26 protein-coding genes, 1 tRNA gene and 1 pseudogene are annotated in these 25,029 nt (G+C 51.1%); 17 read left to right on the forward strand and 11 right to left on the reverse strand.

The features are described from left to right. Positions 1-46: 46 nt before the first annotated feature. Positions 47-433 (forward strand): cupin domain-containing protein, encoded by a 387-nt coding sequence (locus tag QFZ34_RS08695; protein WP_307279691.1) that lies wholly within the window; start codon positions 47-49, stop codon positions 431-433. A gap of 70 nt (positions 434-503) precedes the next feature. Here QFZ34_RS08695 and ctrA read toward each other — a convergent pair whose 3' ends face one another. Continuing rightward, positions 504-1,205, reverse strand: a complete 702-nt coding sequence (gene ctrA / locus QFZ34_RS08700; protein ID WP_008124398.1) for a response regulator transcription factor CtrA — start codon at positions 1,203-1,205, stop codon at positions 504-506. Between the two features lie 489 nt (positions 1,206-1,694). Between ctrA and QFZ34_RS08705 the strand changes: the two genes are divergently transcribed. Beyond that, positions 1,695-2,081 carry a flagellar export protein FliJ gene (locus QFZ34_RS08705; protein WP_115052350.1) on the forward strand — a complete coding sequence of 129 codons (387 nt, stop codon included), beginning with the start codon at positions 1,695-1,697 and terminating at the stop codon, positions 2,079-2,081. A 51-nt stretch (positions 2,082-2,132) separates the two neighbouring features. Here the strand turns inward: QFZ34_RS08705 and QFZ34_RS08710 are convergent, their stop codons facing one another. Continuing rightward, a complete protein-coding gene (locus tag QFZ34_RS08710; RefSeq protein ID WP_115052349.1) occupies positions 2,133-2,429 on the reverse strand; it encodes a GNAT family N-acetyltransferase in 297 nt (98 codons plus the stop codon). A 31-nt stretch (positions 2,430-2,460) separates the two neighbouring features. Beyond that, positions 2,461-4,578: a carboxy terminal-processing peptidase gene (locus QFZ34_RS08715; RefSeq protein WP_307279704.1), complete on the reverse strand. Its 2,118-nt coding sequence runs from the start codon at positions 4,576-4,578 to the stop codon at positions 2,461-2,463. Between the two features lie 174 nt (positions 4,579-4,752). Between QFZ34_RS08715 and QFZ34_RS08720 the strand changes: the two genes are divergently transcribed. Continuing rightward, the gene (locus QFZ34_RS08720) at positions 4,753-5,205 is read left to right on the forward strand and encodes a paraquat-inducible protein A (protein ID WP_307286206.1); all 453 of its coding nucleotides are present in this window, start codon (positions 4,753-4,755) and stop codon (positions 5,203-5,205) included. Positions 5,206-5,299: 94 nt separating this feature from the next. Here the strand turns inward: QFZ34_RS08720 and sciP are convergent, their stop codons facing one another. After that, entirely contained in the window at positions 5,300-5,575 is a 276-nt protein-coding gene (gene sciP, locus QFZ34_RS08725; protein ID WP_008124404.1) for a CtrA inhibitor SciP, read from the reverse strand. A 302-nt stretch (positions 5,576-5,877) separates the two neighbouring features. Here sciP and mnmA point away from each other — a divergent pair, with 302 nt between their 5' ends. Continuing rightward, positions 5,878-7,068 (forward strand): tRNA 2-thiouridine(34) synthase MnmA, encoded by a 1,191-nt coding sequence (mnmA, locus tag QFZ34_RS08730; protein ID WP_307279708.1) that lies wholly within the window; start codon positions 5,878-5,880, stop codon positions 7,066-7,068. Positions 7,069-7,098: 30 nt separating this feature from the next. On the opposite strand, the gene QFZ34_RS08735 is transcribed toward mnmA, so the two are convergent. Both QFZ34_RS08735 and QFZ34_RS08740 read right to left on the reverse strand, forming a co-directional pair. After that, the gene (locus QFZ34_RS08735) at positions 7,099-8,223 is read right to left on the reverse strand and encodes a DegT/DnrJ/EryC1/StrS family aminotransferase (protein ID WP_307286208.1); all 1,125 of its coding nucleotides are present in this window, start codon (positions 8,221-8,223) and stop codon (positions 7,099-7,101) included. Positions 8,224-8,387: 164 nt separating this feature from the next. After that, on the reverse strand, positions 8,388-9,350 hold the full coding sequence (locus QFZ34_RS08740; RefSeq protein WP_115053217.1) for a Gfo/Idh/MocA family protein: 963 nt from the start codon (positions 9,348-9,350) through the stop codon (positions 8,388-8,390). A 356-nt stretch (positions 9,351-9,706) separates the two neighbouring features. Between QFZ34_RS08740 and QFZ34_RS08745 the strand changes: the two genes are divergently transcribed. Then, positions 9,707-9,783 (forward strand) — tRNA-Met (locus tag QFZ34_RS08745). Between the two features lie 245 nt (positions 9,784-10,028). Here the strand turns inward: QFZ34_RS08745 and QFZ34_RS08750 are convergent. Then, on the reverse strand, positions 10,029-10,217 hold the full coding sequence (locus QFZ34_RS08750; protein WP_307279711.1) for a hypothetical protein: 189 nt from the start codon (positions 10,215-10,217) through the stop codon (positions 10,029-10,031). Between the two features lie 288 nt (positions 10,218-10,505). On the opposite strand from QFZ34_RS08750, the gene QFZ34_RS08755 reads away from it, so the two are divergent. The 9 genes from QFZ34_RS08755 to QFZ34_RS08795 all read left to right on the forward strand — a co-directional run bounded on the left by QFZ34_RS08755 (position 10,506) and on the right by QFZ34_RS08795 (position 18,332). Then, positions 10,506-11,330 (forward strand): alpha/beta fold hydrolase, encoded by an 825-nt coding sequence (locus QFZ34_RS08755; RefSeq protein ID WP_307279713.1) that lies wholly within the window; start codon positions 10,506-10,508, stop codon positions 11,328-11,330. A gap of 296 nt (positions 11,331-11,626) precedes the next feature. Beyond that, positions 11,627-12,370: a class I SAM-dependent methyltransferase gene (locus tag QFZ34_RS08760; RefSeq protein WP_307279715.1), complete on the forward strand. Its 744-nt coding sequence runs from the start codon at positions 11,627-11,629 to the stop codon at positions 12,368-12,370. A 99-nt stretch (positions 12,371-12,469) separates the two neighbouring features. Further along, positions 12,470-12,874, forward strand: a complete 405-nt coding sequence (locus tag QFZ34_RS08765; RefSeq protein ID WP_307279718.1) for a lysozyme inhibitor LprI family protein — start codon at positions 12,470-12,472, stop codon at positions 12,872-12,874. A 20-nt stretch (positions 12,875-12,894) separates the two neighbouring features. After that, positions 12,895-13,269, forward strand: a complete 375-nt coding sequence (locus tag QFZ34_RS08770; RefSeq protein ID WP_307279719.1) for a VOC family protein — start codon at positions 12,895-12,897, stop codon at positions 13,267-13,269. 375 nt (positions 13,270-13,644) lie between these two features. Continuing rightward, on the forward strand, positions 13,645-14,502 hold the full coding sequence (locus tag QFZ34_RS08775; protein ID WP_307279722.1) for a WcbI family polysaccharide biosynthesis putative acetyltransferase: 858 nt from the start codon (positions 13,645-13,647) through the stop codon (positions 14,500-14,502). Next, entirely contained in the window at positions 14,499-15,551 is a 1,053-nt protein-coding gene (locus tag QFZ34_RS08780; RefSeq protein ID WP_307279725.1) for a GSCFA domain-containing protein, read from the forward strand. Before QFZ34_RS08775 ends, QFZ34_RS08780 begins: the two co-directional genes overlap by 4 nt. Positions 15,552-15,572: 21 nt before the next feature. Continuing rightward, complete coding sequence (locus QFZ34_RS08785) at positions 15,573-16,430, forward strand: WcbI family polysaccharide biosynthesis putative acetyltransferase (RefSeq protein ID WP_307279727.1); 858 nt, start codon at positions 15,573-15,575, stop codon at positions 16,428-16,430. 89 nt (positions 16,431-16,519) lie between these two features. Further along, entirely contained in the window at positions 16,520-17,278 is a 759-nt protein-coding gene (locus QFZ34_RS08790) for a class I SAM-dependent methyltransferase (RefSeq protein ID WP_115052338.1), read from the forward strand. A gap of 46 nt (positions 17,279-17,324) precedes the next feature. Continuing rightward, positions 17,325-18,332 carry an FkbM family methyltransferase gene (locus QFZ34_RS08795; protein ID WP_115052337.1) on the forward strand — a complete coding sequence of 336 codons (1,008 nt, stop codon included), beginning with the start codon at positions 17,325-17,327 and terminating at the stop codon, positions 18,330-18,332. A 3-nt stretch (positions 18,333-18,335) separates the two neighbouring features. On the opposite strand, the gene QFZ34_RS08800 is transcribed toward QFZ34_RS08795, so the two are convergent. After that, positions 18,336-19,823, reverse strand: a complete 1,488-nt coding sequence (locus QFZ34_RS08800; RefSeq protein WP_307279731.1) for a carboxypeptidase M32 — start codon at positions 19,821-19,823, stop codon at positions 18,336-18,338. 221 nt (positions 19,824-20,044) lie between these two features. Here QFZ34_RS08800 and QFZ34_RS08805 point away from each other — a divergent pair, with 221 nt between their 5' ends. Both QFZ34_RS08805 and QFZ34_RS08810 read left to right on the forward strand, forming a co-directional pair. Further along, positions 20,045-20,971: a Gfo/Idh/MocA family protein gene (locus tag QFZ34_RS08805; RefSeq protein WP_307279734.1), complete on the forward strand. Its 927-nt coding sequence runs from the start codon at positions 20,045-20,047 to the stop codon at positions 20,969-20,971. A gap of 77 nt (positions 20,972-21,048) precedes the next feature. Then, positions 21,049-21,402 carry a hypothetical protein gene (locus tag QFZ34_RS08810; protein WP_115052334.1) on the forward strand — a complete coding sequence of 118 codons (354 nt, stop codon included), beginning with the start codon at positions 21,049-21,051 and terminating at the stop codon, positions 21,400-21,402. An 18-nt stretch (positions 21,403-21,420) separates the two neighbouring features. Here the strand turns inward: QFZ34_RS08810 and QFZ34_RS08815 are convergent, their stop codons facing one another. Further along, the gene (locus QFZ34_RS08815; protein ID WP_115052333.1) at positions 21,421-22,161 is read right to left on the reverse strand and encodes a putative nucleotide-diphospho-sugar transferase; all 741 of its coding nucleotides are present in this window, start codon (positions 22,159-22,161) and stop codon (positions 21,421-21,423) included. A 169-nt stretch (positions 22,162-22,330) separates the two neighbouring features. Between QFZ34_RS08815 and QFZ34_RS08820 the strand changes: the two genes are divergently transcribed. Further along, positions 22,331-22,963, forward strand: coding sequence for a LysE family translocator (locus QFZ34_RS08820; RefSeq protein ID WP_307279740.1), 633 nt, complete (start codon positions 22,331-22,333; stop codon positions 22,961-22,963). A 104-nt stretch (positions 22,964-23,067) separates the two neighbouring features. On the opposite strand, the pseudogene QFZ34_RS08825 reads toward QFZ34_RS08820, so the two are convergent. Both QFZ34_RS08825 and QFZ34_RS08830 read right to left on the reverse strand, forming a co-directional pair. Continuing rightward, positions 23,068-24,145 (reverse strand): annotated as a pseudogene (locus QFZ34_RS08825) (Tim44 domain-containing protein). 143 nt (positions 24,146-24,288) lie between these two features. Next, positions 24,289-24,906, reverse strand: coding sequence for an HAD-IA family hydrolase (locus QFZ34_RS08830; RefSeq protein WP_370878833.1), 618 nt, complete (start codon positions 24,904-24,906; stop codon positions 24,289-24,291). Between the last annotated feature and the right edge of the window lie 123 nt (positions 24,907-25,029).

The following is a 25,029-nucleotide window of genomic DNA, read 5'->3' on the forward strand; positions in this document are numbered from 1 at the left end:
CGGAAACGCGCCACGATAATGTCCCGTCAGCCAGAGAGCCTCCACCATGAGCAATGACACATCATTACAATCCCGCCAAGCAATCAACTTCAGTAACAAGTTCGAGCTGTTTTCCGAACAGTGGCAACCCAAAGTCATTGCTGAAATGAATGATTACCAGTTCAAAATCGCCCGGCTGGAAGGAGATTTTATCTGGCACGATCATAAAGATACCGATGAAACGTTCATCGTGCTTGAAGGCGAGCTACGCATCGATTTTCGCGACGGTGCAGTCACATTGCGAGCGGGCGAGATGTATGTTGTCCCAAAAGGCGTAGAGCATAAACCCTACGCGGACAAAGAAGTGAAACTGATGCTGATCGAACCGCGCGGCGTGCTCAACACCGGCGACCTGGACAGCCAGCGCACAGCGCAGAATGACGTTTGGATTTAATAGATTGAGCGCGCATCAAAAATAAAAAGGGCTCCGCTTTTCGCGGAGCCCTTTTTCTAAATTATAGTGATCAGGCGATTTCGCGAAGATCAGCGGCATCCGGTTCACGAAGAACATAACCGCGACCCCAGACCGTTTCGATGTAATTGATACCACCGGAGGCGTTGTCGAGCTTCTTGCGCAGCTTGCAGATGAAGACGTCGATGATCTTTAATTCCGGCTCGTCCATACCGCCATAGAGATGGTTGAGAAACATTTCCTTGGTAAGTGTCGTACCCTTGCGCAGCGAAAGAAGCTCCAGCATCTGGTACTCCTTACCAGTCAGGTGAACGCGCTGGCCTGTGACTTCTACAGTCTTTGCATCCAGGTTTACGATCAGATCACCTGTTGTGATAACCGATTGAGCATGGCCCTTTGAGCGGCGCACGATTGCATGGATACGAGCAACCAGCTCATCCTTGTGGAATGGCTTGGTCATATAGTCGTCAGCGCCGAAGCCGAGGCCACGCACCTTGTCCTCAATACCAGCCATACCGGAAAGGATAAGGATTGGTGTTTTTACCTTCGACAGACGCAGGGTCCTCAGGACTTCATAACCGGACATGTCCGGCAGATTGAGGTCGAGGAGGATAATGTCATAGTCGTAGAGCTTGCCGAGATCGACACCCTCTTCGCCCAGATCCGTCGTATAAACATTGAAGCTTTCCGACTTGAGCATCAATTCGATGCTCTGGGCCGTTGCACTATCATCTTCGATTAAAAGAACCCGCATATCATTCCCCTTTTCCCGCCGCTGAAATGGGTTGCCCAAAACCCTAGGTCAGGCAATCCCGAGTCAGGTCGCGAAACAAGCCGTTTCCATAACGTTAAGATTGCCACCGAATGGTTAACAAAATCTAATTCCGCTTTGCAAGTGTCTTTGACTCATAAATTAAAAATCGCAGACACTGCATTGATTCATAAGGTCAACTCGCCGCCAAAATACCATCAGCCAAAGCATCAGGTTTTCCACCTAAGCGATTCATTCGACTCAATAAACTTGCCGCTTCAAAACTTGATGCATCAGTTTACAGAGCTTTAAGTCTTAAGGCGTATGATTAATGCTGAACGTAAAGGAAAGGTTACCAAGCGGGCCTGTCTTTAAGTTTTTGTTTCATTTTACCCAAGTGATTCGGGTCGAATGGGGCTGGATGAGCGCCAGGAAGGGTTTCACAGCACTCAGAGTACCAGCTTTTGGTGAAGCGTTACGGGGGTAGTAAATATGAAGTCGCATGAAGGTTTAGTACGATTGAAGCTGTTTCAGGTTAAGGAGAAGCGCCGCCAACTCGGCCAGCTTGACCTGATGATGGGTGAATTCGAACGTATGGCTGCTGAACTAGACGCACAGATAACGTCTGAGGAGACGAAAGCCGGCATCACCGACACAACGCATTTTGCCTACCCGACCTTCGCAAAAGCTGCACGTCAGCGCCGCGATAATCTTTTTGTATCGATCAGAGACCTGAAGAATCAGAAAGATGAGGCGGAAGCTGCGCTTGTGGAATCGGAAAAAGAATTGGCAAAGGCCGAAGCGCTCGAGCAGCGTGATGGCAAGCCAAGAGAAGCCGAAGAAGTTGTCGTGCCCGACCGCCGTGCAATGATCGGTTGACGGAGACATTTTGATAGAGTTCGGCAACCCGCGCGAATCTATCAAAACGTCTCATTTTTGCTGAATGACATCAGCCCATTCTTCGTGCCTAAGCGACTGGGCGCGCATGAATGGGCATAACGGAATGATCTTCCAGCCGCCAGCCCTTGCATCTTCAACTGCGTGTAAAGCCAAAGCCTGCCCCACGCCCTGACCACGCAGTGCATCGGGCACGGCCGTATGGTCGATAATGATTAGCTTGGGACTTGCCCGCGAATAGGCCATTTCCGCCTCATGGCCGGACAGTGTGGCTACATAGCGCCCGCCGCTTCCAGCCTCTTTCTTTTCAATCTTGATATTTTCAGACATTCAAATCTCCGAGGGTCTCGAGCGAGCGCACCTATTGCTTTACCGCTTTTCCTGCCGTGCTTGAGGAGCCATTCGTAAGCGCCGTCACGTCCACGAGTATGTGAGCAGATTCTTCGAGCAACACGTCCTTGGCATTTTTCAATGCTTTCTCACTTGCAATGTCAGCGCTCAGGCTGCGCTCATTGGCCTGAAGTCCGTCTTCCTGAAAGGCCGCGTCGAGCGGTGTCACACCATCAGCCTTCTCGCGGGCTTTGATACGGCTCAACTGCTGCTCGCGCTCATTACGTCGTTCTGTTTCGTTCAGCGAGATCGCTTTTTGTTTCCGACGACGTTCGAGTTCAGCCGCATCTTCCACGAGACGTTGGAAATCCTTATCCTTTGTCACGCGCTCATTATGTAACGTCTGCACCTGGGGCACCAGGTCCTTAATGTCACCGAGCTGCTTATAATCAGCCTTTTTAATCTGAAGCCATGGCAGAGCATTGTCATAGCTCGCCTCCCCCAAATTTTCGAGATCGGAAAAACCCGGCAAACTAATATCGGGTACGACGCCCCTTAGCTGCGTGGTGCCGCCATTTATGCGAAAGAACTGGGCGACCGTCATTTTCAATTCACCGAATTCGGGCTTGGGATTGTTGGCCTCTTCGTCAAGATTGACCACGGTTTGTACAGTGCCTTTGCCAAAGCTAGGCTCACCAATAATGATGCCACGGCCATAATCCTGTATTGCTGCTGCGAAGATTTCCGACGCCGAGGCCGATCCGCGATTGATCAGAACGCCAAGCGGGCCTGTCCAGGCTGCTGAACGCGTGTCGGAACCATTCACCTTGATCTGGCCTTCATGGTTGCGCTGCTGAAGGACTGGCCCCTTGCCGACAAAAAGCCCTGTCAACTCGATTGCTTGCGGCAGCGACCCACCGCCATTATTACGCAAATCGATAATCACACTATCGACCTGCTCTTTCTTCAGTTCAGTCAACAGTCTGGAAACATCTCGGCTGGCGCTACGGTAATCCTTGTCACCTCTGCGGCGGGCATCGAAATCTTCGTAGAAAGTTGGTAGGGTAATGACGCCTACCTTATTGGTCACATCACCATTCTTTACCTGCAATACGGTCTTCTTCGCAGCCTGCTTCTCCAGGTTAATGGTATTGCGAACAAGGCTGATCTCGCGATGTTTGCCATCAGGTCCGGCGTCGGATGGAAATATGCTGAGACGAACCACCGTGTCTTTTGTGCCCCGGATGAGTTTTACCACATCTGGAAGCGGCGTTCCGACAACGTCGACCATTTCGCCGTCCTTGCCCTGTGCAACGCCAACGATTCTGTCACCCACGCCCAATTGCCCGGATAGCTGAGCTGGACCACCTGCGACCAGCTCGCGAATGGTTGTGTACTCTTCGCGCTCCTGTAGGACAGCGCCGATTCCGACCAGCGAAAGACGCATGGAAATATCAAAATCCGACGCCGCCGTAGGTCCAAAATAGTCCGTATGAGGCTCTATCGAGTTTGTATAGGCATTCATGAATATCTGGAAAACATCTTCACTTTTGTATTTGTAGGCGCGGGAAAGCGAATTGGCGTAACGCTTTTCGAGCGTTTTGCGGATGGTTGCATCATCATTTCCAGCCAACTTCAAACGCAGCCAATCATTCTTGACGCGCTTGCGCCATAGATCGCGACTTTCTGCTTCGGTCTTCGGCCATGCCTCATCGTCACGAACAATTGGAAAATCTTCCTTGGTGCTGAAATCGAAATTTTGCTTCAGCAAGTCGCGAGCATAGTTGAGACGTTCCACCACGCGCTGTTCGTAAAGGTTGAAAATGGTAAAAGGGATCGTCAGATCCTCACCATAAATACCGTCATCCAGCTTGTCTTTATCGGCATTGAAGACATCAATATCCGCTTGCGAGAAGAAAAATTTCTCCGGATCAAGCGATTTGATATAGCGATTGAGGATTTTCTCGGAAAGCTCGTCGCCCAGTGGCACAGTCTTATAGTGATATTGGATAAGAAATTGCGCGCTTAAATGCGCAGCTTGCGCCTGCTCAGTCAAAGGCTTCAGTACCGGTGGCGCACCGCTCTCCAGAGCAAAGGCAGAGGTTGCCAATCCAATGAAAACCAGAAAAAAGCCGATTTTAGTACGCATATGATTTTCTATCCAATATCTGTGCTTATCGAGACTGTATTACGTCTGTATCGCGTTTGTTCACGTCCGGCCAGAAATTAAAGGCGCAGGCGTTACCAAAAATTGCTTTGCTCTGGATAGATGCAACCATCCTGTGCCATAGCCCTGACAGGCTAACTGGAAACTCTGTTGTCAATGCGATCAATTGTTCCGTTACTACTGTTTATTGCTACATTCACATTGGCACTCGGTCTGACCATGCCCCTGATGAATGTCAGTAAACTGTATTTCTTTGAAGAAAACCCGTCACTGCTCGGTATCATACAATCCCTGTGGGACGGCGGCGATCAACTGCTCGCGATAATTGTCGCACTCTTTTCCGTCGTTTTGCCAATCACAAAGCTTGGAGTGGCTCAAATGACGGCTCTGCAGACCACCCCCGCAAGACACAAATGGCGCCATTCCGTTGCGTTCCTGTCGAAATGGTCAATGTTGGACGTGTTATTGGTGGCTTTGGTGATTTTCGGCGCCAAGACCAGCGGCCTCGCCACTGCGATTGCTCAACCTGGCCTGTGGTTTTTCACCATATCCGCCATACTTTCGGCTGTTGCCACCCATTTCGTTGTGCGCAAGGATGCCGAAAACTAGCGACTGACTGCCCCTACGATACACAAGCAAATCGGTCAAAAAGGAAAAGGCTGATCCGAAGACCAGCCTTTTCCACGTTTATAGGCACCATCATCTAATGACGATATTGCTGTATCCGGGTCGTTCGAAGACCTGCCAAGCCGTGATCCGAGATCGACGACTGCCAGGACAGGAACTCTTCCACCGTTAGTGTATAGCGTTGGCAGGCTTCCTCAAGGCTGAGAAGACCGCCGCGTACAGCGGCAACCACCTCGGCCTTGCGGCGAATTACCCAACGCCGCGTGCTAGCGGGTGGAAGATCGGCGATGGTCAGCGGGCTGCCATCCGGGCCGATTACATATTTTACTCTCGGTCGAACAAGATCGGTCATTGTACTCTCTACACTTAACTTCAAGACCTATCGCAGCTGACATTACATGCAGGGCTTTAATAATTGACTAAACACGTAGTCACTCTCTGGTAACTTCGGTTAATGGAATCATATTGTTTTTGTTAAACTTTAGCCGAACCCGCCAAGCACCTGATCAAAGTTCCGGACAAGCAGGCGAAACAGACTTCGCGGGAAAAAATAGTTGTGATGCCGGTTCTTGTTGGCAGGCTCTCCCATTTCACCTATATAGAGCGGACATCAGCCATGCGCTTTTATGCCGCTGCATCCAATTGGAATTGCTTATGACACTGAACAGTCTCGATCTACCGGCTCGGCCGGAAGACACTCGTATCGTCGTTGCCATGTCCGGCGGCGTGGATTCCTCTGTTGTCGCAGGCATTCTTAAACGCCAAGGCTATGACGTTGTTGGCGTAACCTTGCAACTTTATGATCATGGCGCCTCGACTCACCGTGCTGGTTCCTGTTGTGCCGGCCAGGATATCGAAGACGCGCGCAGGGTTTCCGAGCGCATTGGCATCCCCCACTACGTACTCGATTACGAAGCGCGCTTTCGTGAAGCAGTCATTGATCCCTTCGCTGCCAGCTATGTTAGCGGCGAAACGCCGATTCCATGCGTGTCTTGCAATCAGACCGTGAAGTTTGCCGATCTGTTGCAAACAGCCCGTGACCTCGGTGCCGACGCCCTTGCAACGGGTCATTATATTCGCAGCCGTGCAAATGGTGCGCATCGCTCGCTGTTCCGTCCCGTAGACACCGATAAAGACCAGAGCTATTTTCTGTTCGCCACAACGCAGGAACAAATCGATTATTTGCGCTTTCCACTCGGTGGACTGACCAAGGCGGAGACGCGTGCCATCGCCGAAGAACTTGGCCTGACCGTTGCCAATAAGCAGGATAGCCAAGACATCTGCTTTGTCCCGCAAGGCAAATATTCCGACATTATCTCGAAATTAAAGCCGGAAGCGGCAAATCCCGGCGACATTGTCCATATAGATGGCCGCGTGCTTGGGCGGCATGAGGGTATTGTCCATTACACTATCGGTCAGCGTCGCGGAATTGGCGTCGCCACAGGCGATCCATTGTATGTTGTGCATCTCGACGCTGCCAATGCGCGCGTGGTCGTTGGGCCACGCGAAGCGCTTGAGACCCGAAAAGTCTATTTGCGCGACGTCAATTGGCTCGGCGATGAAGCATTGACCGACATCTCGGAAAACGGTGTCGAAATTTATGCCAAAGTGCGTTCAACACGCCCGCCCCGCCCTGCAGTTCTACATCATCAGGCTGGTGAAACATGGGTGGAACTGGTTGATGGCGAAAGCGGTATTGCACCGGGCCAGGCCTGTGTTCTTTATTCCGACGACAGCAACACAGCCCGCGTTTATGGCGGCGGCTTCATCGGCCGTTCGGAACGCGCTCCACAGGCCGAAGCCATGCTCAAGAAGCTGGCCGCACAGAGCAGTCTGCACGCCTGATCACATCATCATATTTGAGAAATTGGGGCCTCAGGCCCCTTTTTCATGAAAGTCCCGGATTGTAGCAATGATCCTGTCTTGATCATCCGCGCTGAGATAAGGATGCATCGGCAGGCAGAGTATATTCTTCGGCAAAGTTTCTGAAACCGGAAGCCCGCCCGGTGCGCGGCCATAATGCTTATATGCATCCTGCAAATGCAGAGGCTTCACGTAATAAATAACCGAAGGAATGCCGTTCGCTTGCAGATGTGCTTTCAGCCCATCACGGTTTTCAGTTTCGATAGCATATTGTGCCCAGGCTGAACGCGAACCTTCCGGCATGACAGCAACCTTGGCAATATCCTTCAAGCCTGCAGCATAGCGCTTGGCAACAACCTGCCGAGTTTCCATCTCATCTTCAAGAATTGCCAGTTTTTCGATGAGGATCGCCGCTTGAATCGTATCCAGTCGCGAGTTCAGGCCGATGCGCACATTGTCATATTGGGTTTCGCCTTTGCCGTGGAAAAGCACGGACCGCATTATTTCGGCCAACTCGCCATTATTGGTAAACATCGCGCCGCCATCGCCATAGCAACCAAGTGGCTTTGCCGGATAGAAACTGGTTGCGCCGACGTCTCCAAAGGCACCGCACATGGCATTGTCACGTTTGCCGCCAATAGACTGCGCAGCATCCTCGATAACAAACAGGCCTTCTTTGGCGGCGACTGCCGAAATGGAGGTGTAATTCGCAGCCAGGCCAAACAAGTCAACGGGAATAACAGCCTTAGGCTGCAACCGGCCTTCGGCCCGGACCGCATCAACCGCTGCCTGTAATTGCTCAACATTAATGTTGTAGGTGTCGGGATCGACATCGATAAACACCGGCTCCGCACCGACCAATGCAACAACTTCGGCTGTTGCAGCAAAGGTAAAGCTTGGAACAAACACCGCATCGCCAGGACCAATGCCCTTGGCCATCAGTGGAATTTGCAGCGCATCCGTGCCGTTAGCGCAGGCAACGACGTGTTCAACGCCGATATAATCGGCCAGGCGTTTCTCAAATTCGGCGACTTCCGGACCGAGAATATATTTGCCTTCACGCACCACTTTAGCGATGGCCGCGTCAAGTTTGCCGCTAATCCGTTCACGCTGTGCGCCGAGATCGATGAACTGCATCATTGCTCCAATAAAAGTTTCCCGCGAATCCATTGCGGGCGAGATCTAGGCAACTCTTTAAAAGGGCGGATCGACAACCGCCAGATGTTGCCGTTCAAAGTTTGCCTCTTCTTGTAACAAGGCGTGGCCGTTCTAACAACGCCGATCCCGGAGGGCAAGGAAGGTTAGCCGGCCTTGTTGTGAGCCACGGTGCCTGCCGTCAGGATACGCAAGACGCGAACGGCCTCTTCGCCATCGGTTTTCGGCTCTTCACGCGTTTGGATGCTGTGAATGAAGCTTTGGCATTCGCGCGTCAGCGGCATTCCTTGCGCGACCTTGATATAGCTCGGCTCTTCCGTGGTCGAAGCCCACTGGCCATTATCCTGCCAGATCGAATGTTTGTAGACAGCCAGCTTGCGGTCCCACGGCTCCATATCGTCGAAAACTGCCATGGCCTTGGTCCCGACCACCGTCAAGCGGCGCTCGCGATAGGGATTAAGCCGCGAGGCAAACAGATGCCCCCGCACATTGTTTGGAAACCGCAGATGAAGATGGGCGAAATCACTCAAATGATCCAGAACCGCTGCACCCTCGCCCCGCACTTCCAATGGCTCGGTGCCGGTGATTGCAAGAATCATCGACAAGTCATGCGGCGCAAGATCCCATAGCGCATCATTTTCCGTATGAAATTTTCCAAGACCCAGTCTGTGCGAGTGGATATAGCGAACATCACCAAGATCGCCAACCTTGATCAATTCCAGCAACTTCTCAAAGGCCGGATGAAAACGAAGAACATGGCCAACCATGAAGATGCGATTATTATCGCGGGCAGCCTTCACGGCTGCCTCCGCATCAGGCACGGTCAAGGCAATCGGCTTTTCGACAAGAACGTCTTTACCGTTGTTTACGGCGCGTATTGCGGCTGCAGCGTGAAACTGCGGCGGCAGTGCCATGACGATAGCATCAACGTCAGGATGAGTGAAAAGGTCTTCGACCTCAATATGCAATACACCCTGCTCGGCAGCAAAGCCCGCAGCGCGATCGCTATTTTGATCAGCCACGGCGTAAAGCGCGCCGAGGCTTTTCAACGTACGGATATGATTGCTGCCCCAATAACCACAACCGAGCACTGCAATTCGTGGAGCCATCTTTTCAGCCTTGTTCATGTCCGCATGCAATATCTGGAGCAACTAACGAACACAAGTGTTGCAAACATGGCTACCAAAGAATTCACCCCATACAGTGGACAAGCATGGTAAATATTGTTGTGACCAACGGCGAAAAGGAACGCGATTGGATAAGTTTTCCCGGTTTTTCATAGACGGTAACTGTGATGAATCGGTTTTCGGACAATTTCTGGACTTGCTGGTAGAGAAGATTGCTTGACAGGCCCATTCCACCCACATATATCCGCCCACGTCCCTGTCGCCCGTCTTCGGCGAATGACAGTGCGCTCCCAGGTCAGCTTTATGAGGCAGCCATTTACGGGTCGCAAGACATATGGGGCGAAGTAGCTCAGTAGGTTAGAGCAGAGGAATCATAATCCTTGTGTCGGGGGTTCGAATCCCTCCTTCGCTACCATTCCCCTAAAGAGTAGGTATTTCAATAAGTTATAGTGAAATGACTGTAGCACGCCACGCTGTAGCTGTAGCGCGCCGCGCGTTTCTGATTTTTTGCCACCCGATTTTAGAACAGACGCTTTTTTTGAAGGGCCTTAAAGTTCTCCTTAAAGGCCCTTCAAAGCATCTTTGATTCTCACAGATCGCAACGGGCTATGTTTTTGTCGCCACTGTAGGGTGACCTGATTTGCAGCTTCCAGCCCTCAATCATCCATCGGAGCAGTTCTCAAAACCGCCAACATAGGCGGGGAAGGCATGGCTAAGCTCTGCGCCGCATCTTTCCTTTGCGCCACTTTTCCAGCTTACCGGTAGGCGGCGGGCGGCCTGCCGTTTCGACGTAAATGCCCGCTTCCTTGGCCCCTCAATAAAGGCCATGCGAGCAACGCCGGGGGACATTTTGCCATCATAACATTTGACGAGCGTGTGCTTGGCTATATCCAGCTTTCGGTATCTGTGCCCGGACACTCGTTCACAATGAACTCCGCCGCCTGCATGACTGAGGTTATGACCTTCATCTTGCTGAATTGACTTAGCAAATATGCTTATTTGAGCAATATTTTCTGACGGTATGTTTGATGTTACGCTCAATGAAAATACTTTGGGGAGTGCGGCCAGCAGGTAGGCAAACGCAACCGAGATTGCGAAGTACAGCATGAGATCGTCCAACCTTGTCAAGGAGAGCAAATGTCTACAATCACCACCAATGACGGCGTCGAGATATTCTATAAGGACTGGGGCACTGGCCAACCTATTGTCTTCAGTCACGGTTGGCCACTCTCGGCCGATGACTGGGATGCACAGATGATATTCTTCGTGAATCATGGCTTTCGCGTCATTGCACATGATAGGCGCGGACACGGCCGCTCCGCTCAGGTCGGTGATGGTCACGACATGGATCACTACGCCGATGACCTTGCCGCACTGACGGAAAAACTTGACCTTAGAAACGCCATTCACGTCGGGCATTCGACAGGCGGCGGTGAGGTGGTACACTATATCGCGCGCCACGGCGAATCCCGGGTAGCAAAGGCAGCCATTCTAAGTGCCGTACCACCGCTCATGGTGAAAACCGATGCCAATCCGGATGGCTTGCCGAAAGATGTATTTGATGGCTTTCAGGCACAGCTCGCTGCAGGCCGTAGTGAATTCTATCATGCCGTGGCTGCGGGCCCCTTCTATGGCTACAATCGGCCAAACGCCAAACCTTCGGATGCAGTGATCAATAATTGGTGGCGTCAGGGAATGATGGGTGGTGCCAAGGCACATTACGATGGAATTGTTGCTTTCTCGCAAACCGATTTCACCGAAGACCTCAAGAAAATCACGGTTCCCGTGCTTGTGATGCACGGCGACGATGATCAGATTGTGCCCTATGCTGATTCAGCACCATTGTCGGCAAAGCTTTTGAAGAACGGGACGCTGAAGACCTACGAAGGCTTTCCGCACGGGATGCCGACGACACACGCCGAGATCATAAACTCGGATCTTCTGGCATTTTTTCGGTCATGATGCGCGATAGGGCCGACCAACTAATCGGCCCTGCCACCTCCAACCTTTTGCTCTGGATAATGGGCCATCCCGCTTGGGAACGACGATCATCATGAACCATCGCCCTCGGATGCCGCAGGCACGATCGACATAGGCGAATTCCCGGAAAATTGTCCATGGCATCTTCGTGCTCCGCAGGAATCGTTGCATCCGGGCTTTTCTGGCGTGATTTGTATTGTTGCCCCCAATCATTGCTCCTAGGTTTCCAGGAGTTTCATATTGCAGGGGGGATGAATTCATCGACACTCCGGTAGAAAATGACAGCGACCCAATTGGAAACCGCGTTAAAAGATGTTTGGATAAACATCCAAGGTTGGGTAGGCAGCCGGGTACCCCATGTTCTGAAGCTCATCAGGGAGATTCAGCTGGAAGATAATGTCGTTGGCGATATCGTGGAAATCGGTGTGCACCACGGCAAACTATTTTTCCTTATGGCTTCCACAGCAAGACCGAATGAGAAATGCATTGCCATCGACCTTTTTGACGACCAGGAGAAAAATCTTGATCATAGCGGGAAAGGGTCATTGTCGATGTTTAACCAGCATCTCGACAGTTATTTTTCCCACCTGAAGCGGCAGGTCACAGCAATTTCGGCTGACAGCATGTCATTTACACCGGCAACCATCCGACAACGGCTAAAAAGCTCTGGTGTGCGACTTTTTTCGGTCGATGGCGGTCATACGGTCAAGCATGTAATCAATGATATGGCGCTCGCTCAGGAAATGATCGTGCCCGGCGGCGTCATCCTGCTTGATGATTTCCTCGGTCCACATTGGCCTAGTGTTTCGGAAGGCTTCTTTGAATATATGCGCGTTGCAAACCGCCGCCTTGCACCATTTCTGATTTTTCAGAACAAGCTCTTTCTAACCACCTATTCTGAGCACCCCCAACTATTGGCCAAGTTCCGTAAGCTGATTGATCGCGATCTGATGCATGAGGTTCATACGAACAAATGGCGATATGCACAGATTGGCGAGCATACGGTGCTTTGTTTCGCCTAGAGCAAATTTTGCGCTGGCCGATTGGCTCAACAATCCTGTTTCAGTTTGATATGACTGCCGAGTCGGCGTTGATCCGTTGTTCAGAGGGAGAGAGAAGCAATGAAGGTTCTGTTTATGGCGTCAGCCATATTTCTCGGAGGAATTTCACTCGCACATTCTCAGCAAAACTGTGGCGATAAGACCAATCAGACCGACATGAATATTTGTGCCGGGCAAGCTTATTCCAAAGCTGACGGAGAACTCAATTCGGTCTACAAGCAGATTGCAGGACGATTAAAGGGTGATCCGGACACCGCAAAACTGTTGGTGGCTGCACAAAAAGCCTGGATTGGATTTCGAGACGCGGAATGCAACTTCTCAAGTTCGACTGTTCAAGGTGGAACAGCATACCCTTTTATCTCGAATTCTTGCCTCTATAATAAAACTCGATCCCGTATTCAGGAATTGAAACTATACCTCAAATGCACGGATGGAGACATGGACTGTCCTGTTCCAGCAAAATAGCGAGGCAACAAGGAGGTCCAATGTTTGATCATGTCAAATTCGGCGTTAGCGATTATGCTGCGAGCAGGGCATTTTTTGTCGAGGCATTAAAACCGCTGGGAGTAACTATCGTCGCCGAGGGCGAGCCTTCATACGGTATTGAGCTTAGCGCTGGGAGCGAGGCTTCATTGTGTCTGTTCGAAACCCAGGAAAAGCCAGCGCATATTCATTTGGCTTTCGCGGCAAAAACCCGCCAGGAAGTCGACGCGTTTTATCGTGCAGCTTTGGAAGCTGGTGGCAAAGATAATGGTGCTCCTGGTCTTCGCCCCCATTATCACGTCAATTATTATGCTGCCTTTGTCATCGACCCTGACGGACATAATATCGAGGCCGTTTGCCACGCGCCGGAGGCATAACGCTCATAACCCCGGTATCACCGGATACCGGGGTCGCTTAAACTTCACGCTTTAAAGGTCATCTGACAGTTCGCTGTTGCGAAACGATGCGACGAAAACTTCTGCGTCAGCCGTAGGTTGGGCACTGCCGCGCTTATGCCAGCGACCATTTACCAAGTCTTCAAAGGATAATGTACGACGGTCGTATTATGACGCGTTAAGGCGCAATCTGTATAGATTTATAAGTCTCCAAAAGGCTTATCTCGGATCAACGTCGTAATTTGACAATGATTTACAGCCGTTCATGAGAATTCCGACGAGTTTTGTAAGCAATGGAACCATTCCGCAGCTATCGAATATAGCCTTGTGTAACAGTCACTTTGAAGAGAGCGTCCCTTGGAAAAATGGTTGCTGATTTCGAACTGCAATACATATGGATTGGCAAACTCCTTAAAGCTTCTCAGTAACAGTTTCACCTTGGACTGTTTCGATGTCTTCGAACTGATGAAAAATCTCGAAAAGTACAAGGAAACCATGCCGGGATATGATAGGGTTATTATAAATCCTGCCATTCAATTCGTAGAATATGATTTTTCTCTTCTGAAAAACGTCAGCCGAATTCCCGGTATCGACTTTGATGCCTATCATCCGGATCTTTGTTATCTTTTTGCGGACGGACAGCGCATTTATGGCCCGACGGCCGGCTATCATTCCATGCTGGTTTTTGCCGCTTTTGAAGCGGGCTATAGTGTCGAGAAAACCGAGCGACTATTTCGGCGGGAAATATTCGAGCAGTGCGGATTTCTTTCACGATGGGAGCCGGAACGGGACCGGCTTATGAAAGTTTTTTCATTCTTCAATCTCGATATAGCAGCGCCGTTCAGATCATGGTCTCGCGGCCAGTCCTTCATGTATGGCCTCGGTCACCCAAAGGCTGGGCCAATTCACGATGTTGCGAGAGTATTTCTTGAATCGATCGGCATTGAGACAAACAAATCTGACCTTGTACCCCACGACACCTTGGTCGACGGCATATGCCTTCCAGTCTACCCGGAAATTGCGGAAACATTCGGCTTTCGCGGATCGCGCATGTTCAAAGTTCTGGGCGAATACCGGTTGATGTCACTGGAAGAGTTCATTCAAAAAAGTTTTGAGGTCTATTCCAAATGGGCACCGGGCGAAGTTGCAGCCGAATATTTCTTTGCTGACCGATACAATCACGTCAAAAATATCATAGCGGAGGCGGACAAATGACCAACCCCTACGTCGGAATCAAGGATTATCAGTTGTGGCGGCGTTCGGTTGCGCGAGTGGAAACCCATCTTTTTGATCCGGTTGAAAATCCCCGGTACAAAATCGACAGTTCAATGAAAATTGCCACGGCTGGAAGCTGTTTCGCCCAACATATCTCTCGTCAGATGCAGCGGATAGGTTTCCATTATTTGATTGCAGAATCCGGTGAAGACCTGCCCCCTCAGGAGCGTATTTCCCGCAATTTCGGGGTGTTTTCTGCGCGTTACGGAAATCTCTATACTGCCCGCCAGCTCTTGCAACTTTTTGAGGAAGTTTTTGAGGGAAGAACACCACTGGAAACCGCCTGGCGGCGTAAGGACGGCAAATTTGTCGATCCATTTCGTCCGCTCATTGAGCCGGACGGCTATGAGACGGAAGAAGCCGTCAGGGAAGCACGCCGCGCCCATCTTAAAGCAGTTAAATCCGTATTTCTCGATTCAGATGTTTTCGTTTTCACGCTCGGTCTGACCGAAGCATGGCGATCGAGATCCGATGGCTCTGTTTTTCCGCTGGCACCTGGCGTCAGCGCTGGTGCTTACGATGCTGAAAAATACGAGTTCATCAATTTCAACGTTGCTGACGTTGATATGGATATGACTCTTTTTCTGGAAAAGCTGAAAGCGGTCAATCCTCGCGTTAAGGTGCTGCTCACTGTCTCTCCAGTACCGCTAGTCGCTACCTATGAAGACCGAAGTGTCCTTGTTTCCACCACCTATAGTAAATCCGTTTTGCGGGTAGTTGCCGAACAGATGTTGGCGCGTTTTGATTGGGTGGACTATTTTCCCTCCTACGAGATCATAACCGGCAGCTATGCGGGCGGCTTGTATTATGAGGACGATTATCGAGAGGTAAACTCAATCGGTGTGGCGCATGCCATGCGCTGCTTCGTCAAAAATTATGTGTCTCAACCGGAAGAAGAAAAGACGGCGGCGACAATGTTGCCCCTTCCGGAAGCACCGCAACGCAATGTCATTTGCGATGAACGCGAGATCGAGATGATGCGCCCGTAACCCCGAACTCGAGAACCTGTCATGGATAATTGGCTACTCGTTTCCAACTGCAATACATTCGGACTCGCGAACTCATTGCGATTGCTCACCAATGGCATCAAGATCGATCACGCCGACTATTGGTCGTTCCGCAACAAGCTTGATGACTATAAACAAACGCTGTCCCAATATGCGAAAGTAATCATTCACCCCGACATTAACGGCCTAGCCTATGATTTTTCAGCATTGGACAATCTCAGCAAGATACCGTCCATAAAGTTTGATGCTTATCACCCGGACCTTTGCACGGTGGTAGCGCGGGGAGCAATGTTGGATAGCCCCTTGGGGCCATTCCATTCAATGATTGTGCTTGCCGCCTATCAAGCCGGGTATGATGTTCAAACAACAACGGCTCTCTTTCGTCGCGACGTATTTGAACGATGCGGTTATTTCACACGATGGGAAATCGAGCGAGATCAGCTTCTGAAAACCTTCATGAATCACGGGCTCGATATTTCGGGCAAATTCAGGGTTTGGACACGCGGCGATTGCTTCATGTACGGAATCAATCACTCCAAGGCGCGTCCGATACACGATATCGCGCAATTATTTCTTGAAAAATGCGGCATCGAACCCAATTGCACAGATCTTGTGCCAGCAGACGTGATGACTTCAGGAGCATGCTATCCGGTCTACCCGGAAATAGGAGAAGTTTTCGGCGTGAGAGGCTCTTACATGTTCAAGGTGCCCCAGGAATATAAGCAAATTTCCCTGGAGCAATTCATCGAACAGAGCTTCGGAATATACTCCAGATTGGCGCCGGACCCATTTCTTCCCGAAGTTCAGTACACCAACCGCCACAACTTGGTAAAATCAGTTCTTATGGAGGCGCTGCATTGATGCTATTTAATACTGAAAATACTTTGCTGAGATATATGAAAAATACTTTTAATTGCCTGAAATGAGTTGACTGGATCGAGGGGAACTCCATGCGCAATACAAATGAAGACTGGGAGAAACTGGCTCAAGACAATGCCTATTGGGCCGTATTGACAGAAGACCAGTTCAAATCGAAAAAATTGACAAAAAAAGATGCAACTGAATTCTTCGCCACAGGTCAGACTGATATCGCCAATTTGTCCAAGCTTATTAAAAGTCTGGTTCCGGAATTTGAGGTTCCCACTGAATCGATCATTGATTTTGGCTGTGGGGTAGGAAGACTGCTGATCCCCCTCGCCGAGCAGTCAAAAAATGCCATTGGCATCGATATTTCTGAAACGATGCGAAATATTGCGCTGAAAAATTGCGCCAATCGCGGGTTGAAAAACGTGCGCTGCGTCGAGTCACCCGAGGTCCTTGTCAAGGAAGGTGTCAAAGTCGATTGGCTCAATAGCTATATTGTTTTGCAACACATTGAACCGCGCCGGGGCTATTTTATCATCAATGATCTTTTGCAATGTGTGAAGAGTGGCGGCGTTGCTTCGCTGCACGTTCCGCTGTTCAAAACCGCAAACCGCGCCGAGTATTATAACGACCGGATGATGTATTTCCGCAATGATTACTACAAAAATGAAACCGTTTTCATCGACAGGGATAATTATGATCACCCTGATATTCAAATGTATGATTACGACGCGAACACGGTGATGGCGCTGTTTCACAAGAACCAGATGACCGATGTACATCTGATCCATGACCGTTCAACGACGGGAATTCACGCTTATTATTTCATAGCCCGGCGAGCCTGATCCTGTGAGCCTTGGTCACTGATTTCTGAAGTAACGTGATGGCAACATGACTGATCTTGGCGATATTCTGAACTGTTATAAATTCATCCTCGGACGCGATGCCAACGCCGAGGAGAAATTGAAAATATCGGACAATCTGTCCTCTCTTTGCACGATTTCCCTTGAGCAGCACCGCAGAAACTTCTTCGCCTCATCCGAATTTCATCAGCGCCATGCCGAGATCATATTTAACAATTTTGTGCCCAAAAGCGTCGAGTTGCTGTTCGAGACGACCAATAGTTTCAAGATATATCTCGATCTGCGTCAGTATCACATGACGTTTGGTATTTTCAGCGGCGGATATGAGAAGTTTGACATAGACATCATGAAAGCTGTCACGCCGGACAATGGTACATTTTTCGATGTAGGCGGCAATGTCGGCTATTACTCGCTTTCGATTGCCACAAAGCCGGGGTTCAACGGGAAAGTGGTCTCGTTTGAACCGCTACCTCATCTATGGAATCTTTTCAGCAAGTCGATCATTGCAAACAAGCTTTCGAAAACGGTCAAAGTACATCAACTGGCTCTCGCCGATCAGCCTGGCGAGATGGAACTCAACACAGCGGAATATTCGGTCAATGCCGGAGCGACAAGTCTGGTAGCGGGGTCAGGCAATACAAAATCCGAGCGGAGCACAAAGGTGGAGACGCTGGACGTGATGGCAAAAGGGCTAAAGCCGGATTCCATCAAGGTCGATATTGAAGGCGCAGAGGGCCTGTTTTTGGAGGGCGCGACAAACACGATCCCGGCATATACTCCCACAATGCTCATCGAGATAAACCGCGACGTTCTTGCCAATTTGTCAAAGACGACGCCCGGCGGAATTTACGACAGGCTGATAGGTTGGGATTATCAGATATGGGAAGTTCTGAATGGGAGGATCAATCGATTGCCCGACGTTCAGGCAATCGATTCCGCTTTTCCATCCGGACGGGTTGCCAATATTCTGGCCATTCATCCAAGCCGCAAGAAAGAAGTAGCCAGGCAGTTGGCCAAACTATCGCTGAAGCTATAATATTCAGGCAGCCCCATATCTGCTGCGCAGATGCCCTATGAAGTGGCTGGCATCCAACTTTTCACCAGTAGCCCGCTCGAGCAGCTCCGGCGTGGACCAGCGTGAGCCTTGCGACCAGATTTTCTCACGTCGCCAATCATTGATCTTCGTGAAGTTGCCTTCCGCAAGATCGTTGTTCGCTGTCGGGTAGTCGCGTATCAACGCGGCCCATTGCTGTGCTGCCATCATTGCGCCGAGCGTGTATGAGGGGAAATAACCAAAAGCACCCGCGGGCCAATGCACATCCTGCATCGGTCCATCCCCCGGTGTATCAATCGTGGACAAACCCAGATATTCACGCATTTTCGCGTCCCACGCTTCCGGAAGATCGATGGTTTGCAGTTTGCCCGCAATAATCTCTTCTTCCAGCTCATATCGCAGGATAACGTGAAGCGGATAAGTCACTTCGTCCGCATCGACGCGGATCAGCCCGCGCCCTACATGATGCACGTGCGGAAGGATGTCTTCCAAAGACCATGTCTCATTCAGATGTTGGGCAATAACCGGGAGCGCCCAGCGCCAAAATGCCGGATTGCGGCCTATCTGTTTCTCCACGAAAAGGCTTTGACTCTCATGCATTGCCATTCCCCGTGCTCTGCCGAGCGGCCAATGCGACCATTCTTTCGGTAGATTCTGCTCGTAAAGCGCATGACCTGTCTCGTGCAGGACGCCCATGAGCGCTGAAAGGAATTCGCTTGTCTTGTAACGCGTGGTGATACGCACATCGCTTGGCACGCCGCCACAAAACGGATGATGTGAAACTGAAAGACTTCCGTGCGCCAAATCAAAGCCGGTTGCCGCCATGATTGCCAGTCCGAGCTCTCGCTGTTTTTCGACGGGATAAACTCCGGACAAAGCTTTTACGGGGCGTTTGGCCGCCCTCTCCTCCTGAACAGCCAATGCCTCGGAAACAAAATCTTTCAGGAAATTTTTCAACTCCGAGAAAACCGGGCCAATCGTGGCGGTACGGGCACCCGGATCATGTTGCTCGATCATTGCATCATAAGGCGTAAGTCCTAACGCCTGTGCACGCAGAGCCGCCTCCTCACGGGCCAGTGCAATAACGCCGTCGAGCGCGGGCACAAAACCAGCCCAATCGTTTTTTGCCCGCAGGTCCCGCCATAATTGTTCACAGCGCATCCGCGCATTTGTCTGACGCTCGACAAACTCAACAGGCAGGCAAGTCAGATTTGTGTAATGGCGCCGGAACTCACGCACGGCGGCAAGCTGTTCATCACCAAGCGTTTGCGCTTCAGCATCAGCAATCCAATCGGCGATTTCTGGAGCTGTTGCTTGTCTGTGATACATTCCCGCAAGCGCGGCCATTGCTTCGGCACGTTTTTCACCACCTCCGACGGCCATGTGCGTGGCCTCATCGGCCCCCAGAATTGCCAGCGCATGCTCAAGCGCTTCGAGCTTGCGGCCATGATCGTCGATTTTCTGGAAGGACATTCTGTTTCTCGCATAACTGATTCAACTCAATATCGGACAGGACTCCAATTTTCTTCCAAGTGCAAGATTGAACTCACCCATGTGGGTGTTGAGCACCGTGCCGTTGATACACAGTTTATCGCGTGCCCCACTTGCCGCTGCGCGATTTCCGCATTACCTCTGCTGAAAAATCAGTGCACTTCAATCGCTTGATGCGATGACGGAAAAAGAGGAACGTCGCTATGCCCCCAATCAATCTGGCAATCGTCGGCGTTGGCAAAATTGCCCGGGATCAACACCTGCCTTCCATAGAGAGAAATGCTGACTTCACGCTGGTAGCCGCAGCAAGCCGCAACGGCACTGTAGACGGCATCCCCAATTTTACCACCATGAAGGCCATGTTCGAGGCCGTCCCGACTATCGACGCTGTGTCCTTATGCATGCCGCCGCAGTTTCGTTATGACGCCGCTTACGAAGCCATTCTAGCGGGCAAGCACGTCTTTCTTGAGAAGCCGCCGGGGGCGACGTTGAGCGAAGTTGAGAGCCTGGCATCTTTGGCAAATGAAAAAGGCGTTTCGCTCTTTGCCAGTTGGCACTCCCGCTATGCTCCCGGCGTCGAAGCAGCGAAATCCTTCCTTGGCTCCAACACGATCCAAAGTGTTCACATCGTCTGGAAGGAGGATGTCCGGCATTGGCACCCTAACCAGGACTGGATCTGGCAGGCTGGCGGCCTTGGCGTTTTTGATCCGGGCATTAATGCCCTGTCGATCCTTACCCATATCATGCCAAACCCGGTATTCATCAGAAGCGCGACACTGGAATTTCCAGAGAACCGGCAAGCGCCGATTGCTGCCGATCTGAAAATGACCAGTGCTATTGGGACACCTGTTCACGCAGAATTCGACTGGCGACAAACTGGCAAGCAGACATGGGATATCATAGCCGAAACATCTGCTGGCCAGATGATCCTGATTGATGGAGGGTCGAAGCTTACCATTGGCGGCAAGGCTGTTTCCTTGCCGGAAGAAGCCGAATATCCTGAGCTTTACCGGCGCTTTGCCGATCTGGTAAAGAATGGCAAATCCGATGTCGACATCGCCCCGTTACGTCATGTGGCAGACGCATTCATGATGGGTGAGCGCGCCTTTGTAGAGCCCTTTCACGATTGAAAATTCAAGCATCGCGCCACAACCGCGATTTGATGTATAAATAACTGACGACATGCTGAAAGCAATGAAAGCTCCCGATGGAACCGACCGAACCGGAACAGATTGACGAAGATGCGAACTGGGAGGCATTGACCAATTTCATCGAGGAGTCGGGCATTAACATTGATCGCGGGCAACGTTGCCGTTTTGATGCGTTGGTTTCATTTCGCAGCGACAGAAATGTAGATGAACAAACGCGGGTCCATATCAGCTTTCGCGATGATGATGTCTCGGCGATTCGCTTCAGTGAAGCCGGTCAACTCAATCCAGTCTTCGTTCATACGGAATTCCGCATGACTACATCCATTATCAAGTTTGAGAATAGCGAATTGAAGATAATGGGAACATCGCCAAAAGTTGGCCGCTACAAAGTGCGCATTTTGCCGAATTAGAGCCTTAGGGTCCGGACCCTATGACTTGGTTCGATCCGAGTCTTTTTCTTGCATCAAAATACGGTCAATCATCTCTACGCGATCTCTGCGACGTTGGAGGCGTTTGCCGACAAAGCCAAACCATCTGGGCTTGTTGCGCGCCTCACGACTTGCCTGAAGCTGCTCTATGTAAACTGCGTCTACCGGAACATTCGACAAACGATCAAATATCCAACAAAAAGCCACTGGAATATGCCGGACGTCGAATTGCGGAGCATCTGCAGCGGCATCTTCTGCTATGATTTGTTCCAATACTACCTGATCCCAGATATCTGGATTGGCATTGCAACGATCCTTCCACATCTCCATCAGAATCAAAGCTGCCGGCGTATCATTGATCAGAATGGTTGCTGCGATCAGCTTTTTGACACGCGGATCATAATGTACCGCAACATCTCCCATATATTCTTCCAGGGCTGGCCATGGATCGCGGTGAAATACAGCATCGACGTCGACATAAAGCAAAGGACCTCGTCTTGCGCGACGTTCGTTGAACAAAAACTCCGCTTTCATGGAAGCGTTCCGCACCCAGCTCCCGGCACTGTCCACCGCCGTCATCGCCACGGATAACCCCAGCCGGATTGCCGAGGCCGACATGCGTTGAGCTTCCCGCTCGTAAAATGAATCCCGCGTGTAAAAGGCCACAACCAAATTATTGCTTTGCTTGGTGCTTGCGGCACGAATTGCCGCTTCCTTGCTGTCAGGAAAATGAACGAGCATTGCCCGATGGGCTGATGACGAAGCTCGAAATCTATTTATCAATCTGGTGATCACAAATTTTTCTTTCCTGGGGTTCTCGTCAGCTTTAGAGATCAGAAACAAGACATTTGTCTGACTATCATTGCAAGCCGATTCGATTCCATAAATATTCCTCCTAAAGGACTTGGTCATGCCTCCTCTGGATACTTTAATTGCTTTTCTGGTAACCACTGCCGTCTTTGCTTTTATCCCCGGCCCGGCAATGCTTTACGCGGCTGCGCAAACAATAGCCCGTGGCCGCTGGTCAGGGCTTATGGCATCGCTCGGGATTCATCTTGGCGGATATATTCATGTCATCGCGGCAGCAGCGGGCCTTTCCGTGCTTTTTCACGCCGTTCCCCTGATCTACATGGTGGTTAAATTTGCTGGCGCAATTTATTTGATCTGGCTGGGAATTTCACTTTTCCGCACCAAAACACACAGTGAAATCGCGTCGGCTCCCATTGAACAAAAGTCTGGCAAGCGCGCCTTTCTCGAAAGCATAACCGTTGAGGTCCTCAATCCAAAAACGGCAATTTTCTTTCTTGCGTTCCTGCCTCAATTTATCGATCCCTCCGCTGCATTTCCTGTCTGGGTGCAGTTCGTTCTCCTTGGAACAATCGTCAACATAGTGTTTTCGTCCGCAGATCTTTTGTGCGTGTTTCTTGCGGGTGCAATGCTCAGCCGATTGCAACGCTCCAGCCGGGCTCAAAAGCTCATGCAACGTGCTGGCGGCGCCATTCTTGTAGGCCTTGGCGCACATCTCGCTTTGCAAAAAAGCTAGAAGCAAGGCTTATCGAGATGATCTTGCTTGGGACGTGTCGGGCTGGGCAAAAAAAGGCCCGGTCCAAGTAGAGTGGAACCGGGCCGCATTTCGTTCAGATTTGATCAGGCCGCGTCCTGAATGGCGGCGAGCTTCCATTCTTGACCGCTCTCGCGCACAAATGTCCAAATTTCCGTTGTCTGGCTTGGTACGCCCTCATCGCCATTGACCACGCGCCCTGTATTGCGGTCGAGCATGGCATCAATGCTGGAATAGCGCAGTGCCGCGGTTGCATAGTCACGGTCGCCTTCTGCCCATGCTTCGGAAATATCGCTCTGAACAAGCTTGACATCGGTTACGCTGTTGCGCAGTCCATCGGTGGCATTCTGGCCCAGTTCTTCGGCCAGATAGGACATTGCCTCCGGCGTGGTGATCTTGCGCAAAGTTGCATAATCTTCCTTGCCATAGGCAGTTTGCACCTCAGTCAGTAGGGCTTCAAAACGATCAAGATCGTTTTGGGTCAAACCAATTTCATCTTCTGGGACCAGCTTTCCCGGCTGCTGTTTAGCATGGCCTGCAGCACTACTGGCAGCACTGCCCGAGCCAAAACCGCTGCTCGCCGTATCGTTTTGTCTTGATCCTGAACCAATTGTTGGAACGCGCATTGACGAAGACGAGGCTGGCTGGTCGTTAAATGCATTTCGACCCGAATGCCTGACCAGCAGCGCCAGCGGGAGCCATTGAAGATGTCTGGCGAGAGCGAAAAAAGCGTAGAGCCAGCATCACGACGCCGACGGCCAGGGCAATCTGGATCAGCATGCCGAATAGCCCGGCTATTCCGCCAAACCCGTTCCCGAGAAATGCTCCGATAAGGCCGCCAACCAAGAGGCCTCCGATCAACGAGCGGCCCATTCCGCCGAACAAACCGCCGGGGCGCTGCTGCGTAGCTTGCGTCTGAGCTGCACCGGGCTGAGTCTGCTGCCGCGGTGTCATTGTACGTTCAATAGGGGCTGCGTTGGTCGGCGCGGTGCGTGTCGGTGCCGGCGCATCGAATGTTCGCGAGCCACGGCTACCAAATCCGCCGCCGCCACGACGTGCATCAGCCTCATAGACTGCGCTAAAGCTTACAGCCAGTCCAATAACGAGTATCGCGGCAATCCTGCTAAGGGTGGCCCAACTCAGCTTGAATAGTACGAGCGGCATGCAAATCTCCTCAATATGCGTCACGTGACGTTCGCGCTACATATGGGGAAGAACTGCAGGGATTAAAAGGACGAGCCGCAAATTGTGTGAGGGAGATTGATCAATTTTGCGTTTGCTCGGCAAAGCCAATAATGTTCTGCCGATCAATTGCTTTTAACAACAGATAGTCTTCCGTTCAGATCAATCCGCGCAACCACGTTCTCATAATCCGCTATTGTCGCGTGTGTCGTTTCAACTGGATGTTTATGGGTTGCCGTAATCACCATAACATCGGCTTTAGCGGCATCTCCAGCCAGAATACCGGGAATAGCATCCTCAAAGACCAGACAATCTGAAGCGTCAAAGCCCAGTTTGCGTGCGCCCAACAGATAGCAATCCGGGTTTGGTTTGCCGATCTTGACGTCTTCGGCTGTCACCAATGTGCGCGGCACGGGAATTCCCGCTGCGGCAAGGCGCCGTTTTGCCAGCTCAAGCGGCGAGGACGTCACAATCGCCCATTTTTCAGGTGGCAGGCTTTCCAAGAAAGCCGCCGCTCCCGGCAGCGGCATCACGCCAGCTACGTCGTTTATTTCATCTTCCGTTATCTTGGCAGCTTCAACCTCGGGATCAACACCAGGCAATCCCAAACGGCGAATAGTATCAATCGCCCGCACGCCATGCATGGTTGGCATGAATGCCGCCACATCAAGCCCGTGAGACTCTGCCCATTTGCTCCAGACGCGCTCTGCAGCAACGGTGGAGTTGAGAATCGTGCCATCCATGTCAAAGAGGAAGGCTGCATAAGTTTTATCGAAGACGAAAGTTGCGGACACGAAAAATCTCTCTTTAGCGGATTGTGTCGCCTCTTATGTCAGATGATCCGAATATGGCAAAGACCAGCGCCT

Origin of the sequence: Phyllobacterium ifriqiyense, from assembly GCF_030817885.1 — a bacterium.
GTDB lineage: Bacteria > Pseudomonadota > Alphaproteobacteria > Rhizobiales > Rhizobiaceae > Phyllobacterium > Phyllobacterium ifriqiyense.

Excerpts from the sequence above, each read along its gene's own strand:
- QFZ34_RS08705 (WP_115052350.1), top strand. The coding sequence starts at position 1,695 with ATGAAGTCGCATGAAGGTTTAGTACGATTGAAGCTGTTTCAGGTTAAG.
- QFZ34_RS08715 (WP_307279704.1), bottom strand. The coding sequence starts at position 4,578 with ATGCGTACTAAAATCGGCTTTTTTCTGGTTTTCATTGGATTGGCAACC.
- QFZ34_RS08755 (WP_307279713.1), top strand. The coding sequence starts at position 10,506 with ATGTCTACAATCACCACCAATGACGGCGTCGAGATATTCTATAAGGAC.
- QFZ34_RS08805 (WP_307279734.1), top strand. The coding sequence starts at position 20,045 with ATGCCCCCAATCAATCTGGCAATCGTCGGCGTTGGCAAAATTGCCCGG.
- QFZ34_RS08800 (WP_307279731.1), bottom strand. The coding sequence starts at position 19,823 with ATGTCCTTCCAGAAAATCGACGATCATGGCCGCAAGCTCGAAGCGCTT.
- QFZ34_RS08750 (WP_307279711.1), bottom strand. The coding sequence starts at position 10,217 with ATGTCCCCCGGCGTTGCTCGCATGGCCTTTATTGAGGGGCCAAGGAAG.
- sciP (WP_008124404.1), bottom strand. The coding sequence starts at position 5,575 with ATGACCGATCTTGTTCGACCGAGAGTAAAATATGTAATCGGCCCGGAT.
- QFZ34_RS08785 (WP_307279727.1), top strand. The coding sequence starts at position 15,573 with ATGGATAATTGGCTACTCGTTTCCAACTGCAATACATTCGGACTCGCG.
- mnmA (WP_307279708.1), top strand. The coding sequence starts at position 5,878 with ATGACACTGAACAGTCTCGATCTACCGGCTCGGCCGGAAGACACTCGT.
- QFZ34_RS08720 (WP_307286206.1), top strand. The coding sequence starts at position 4,753 with ATGCGATCAATTGTTCCGTTACTACTGTTTATTGCTACATTCACATTG.
- QFZ34_RS08795 (WP_115052337.1), top strand. The coding sequence starts at position 17,325 with ATGACTGATCTTGGCGATATTCTGAACTGTTATAAATTCATCCTCGGA.
- QFZ34_RS08830 (WP_370878833.1), bottom strand. The coding sequence starts at position 24,906 with ATGGATGGCACGATTCTCAACTCCACCGTTGCTGCAGAGCGCGTCTGG.
- QFZ34_RS08770 (WP_307279719.1), top strand. The coding sequence starts at position 12,895 with ATGTTTGATCATGTCAAATTCGGCGTTAGCGATTATGCTGCGAGCAGG.
- QFZ34_RS08765 (WP_307279718.1), top strand. The coding sequence starts at position 12,470 with ATGAAGGTTCTGTTTATGGCGTCAGCCATATTTCTCGGAGGAATTTCA.
- QFZ34_RS08790 (WP_115052338.1), top strand. The coding sequence starts at position 16,520 with ATGCGCAATACAAATGAAGACTGGGAGAAACTGGCTCAAGACAATGCC.
- QFZ34_RS08740 (WP_115053217.1), bottom strand. The coding sequence starts at position 9,350 with ATGGCTCCACGAATTGCAGTGCTCGGTTGTGGTTATTGGGGCAGCAAT.
- QFZ34_RS08815 (WP_115052333.1), bottom strand. The coding sequence starts at position 22,161 with ATGCTCGTTCATTTTCCTGACAGCAAGGAAGCGGCAATTCGTGCCGCA.
- QFZ34_RS08760 (WP_307279715.1), top strand. The coding sequence starts at position 11,627 with ATGACAGCGACCCAATTGGAAACCGCGTTAAAAGATGTTTGGATAAAC.
- QFZ34_RS08820 (WP_307279740.1), top strand. The coding sequence starts at position 22,331 with ATGCCTCCTCTGGATACTTTAATTGCTTTTCTGGTAACCACTGCCGTC.
- QFZ34_RS08780 (WP_307279725.1), top strand. The coding sequence starts at position 14,499 with ATGACCAACCCCTACGTCGGAATCAAGGATTATCAGTTGTGGCGGCGT.
- QFZ34_RS08735 (WP_307286208.1), bottom strand. The coding sequence starts at position 8,223 with ATGCAGTTCATCGATCTCGGCGCACAGCGTGAACGGATTAGCGGCAAA.
- ctrA (WP_008124398.1), bottom strand. The coding sequence starts at position 1,205 with ATGCGGGTTCTTTTAATCGAAGATGATAGTGCAACGGCCCAGAGCATC.
- QFZ34_RS08810 (WP_115052334.1), top strand. The coding sequence starts at position 21,049 with ATGGAACCGACCGAACCGGAACAGATTGACGAAGATGCGAACTGGGAG.
- QFZ34_RS08710 (WP_115052349.1), bottom strand. The coding sequence starts at position 2,429 with ATGTCTGAAAATATCAAGATTGAAAAGAAAGAGGCTGGAAGCGGCGGG.
- QFZ34_RS08695 (WP_307279691.1), top strand. The coding sequence starts at position 47 with ATGAGCAATGACACATCATTACAATCCCGCCAAGCAATCAACTTCAGT.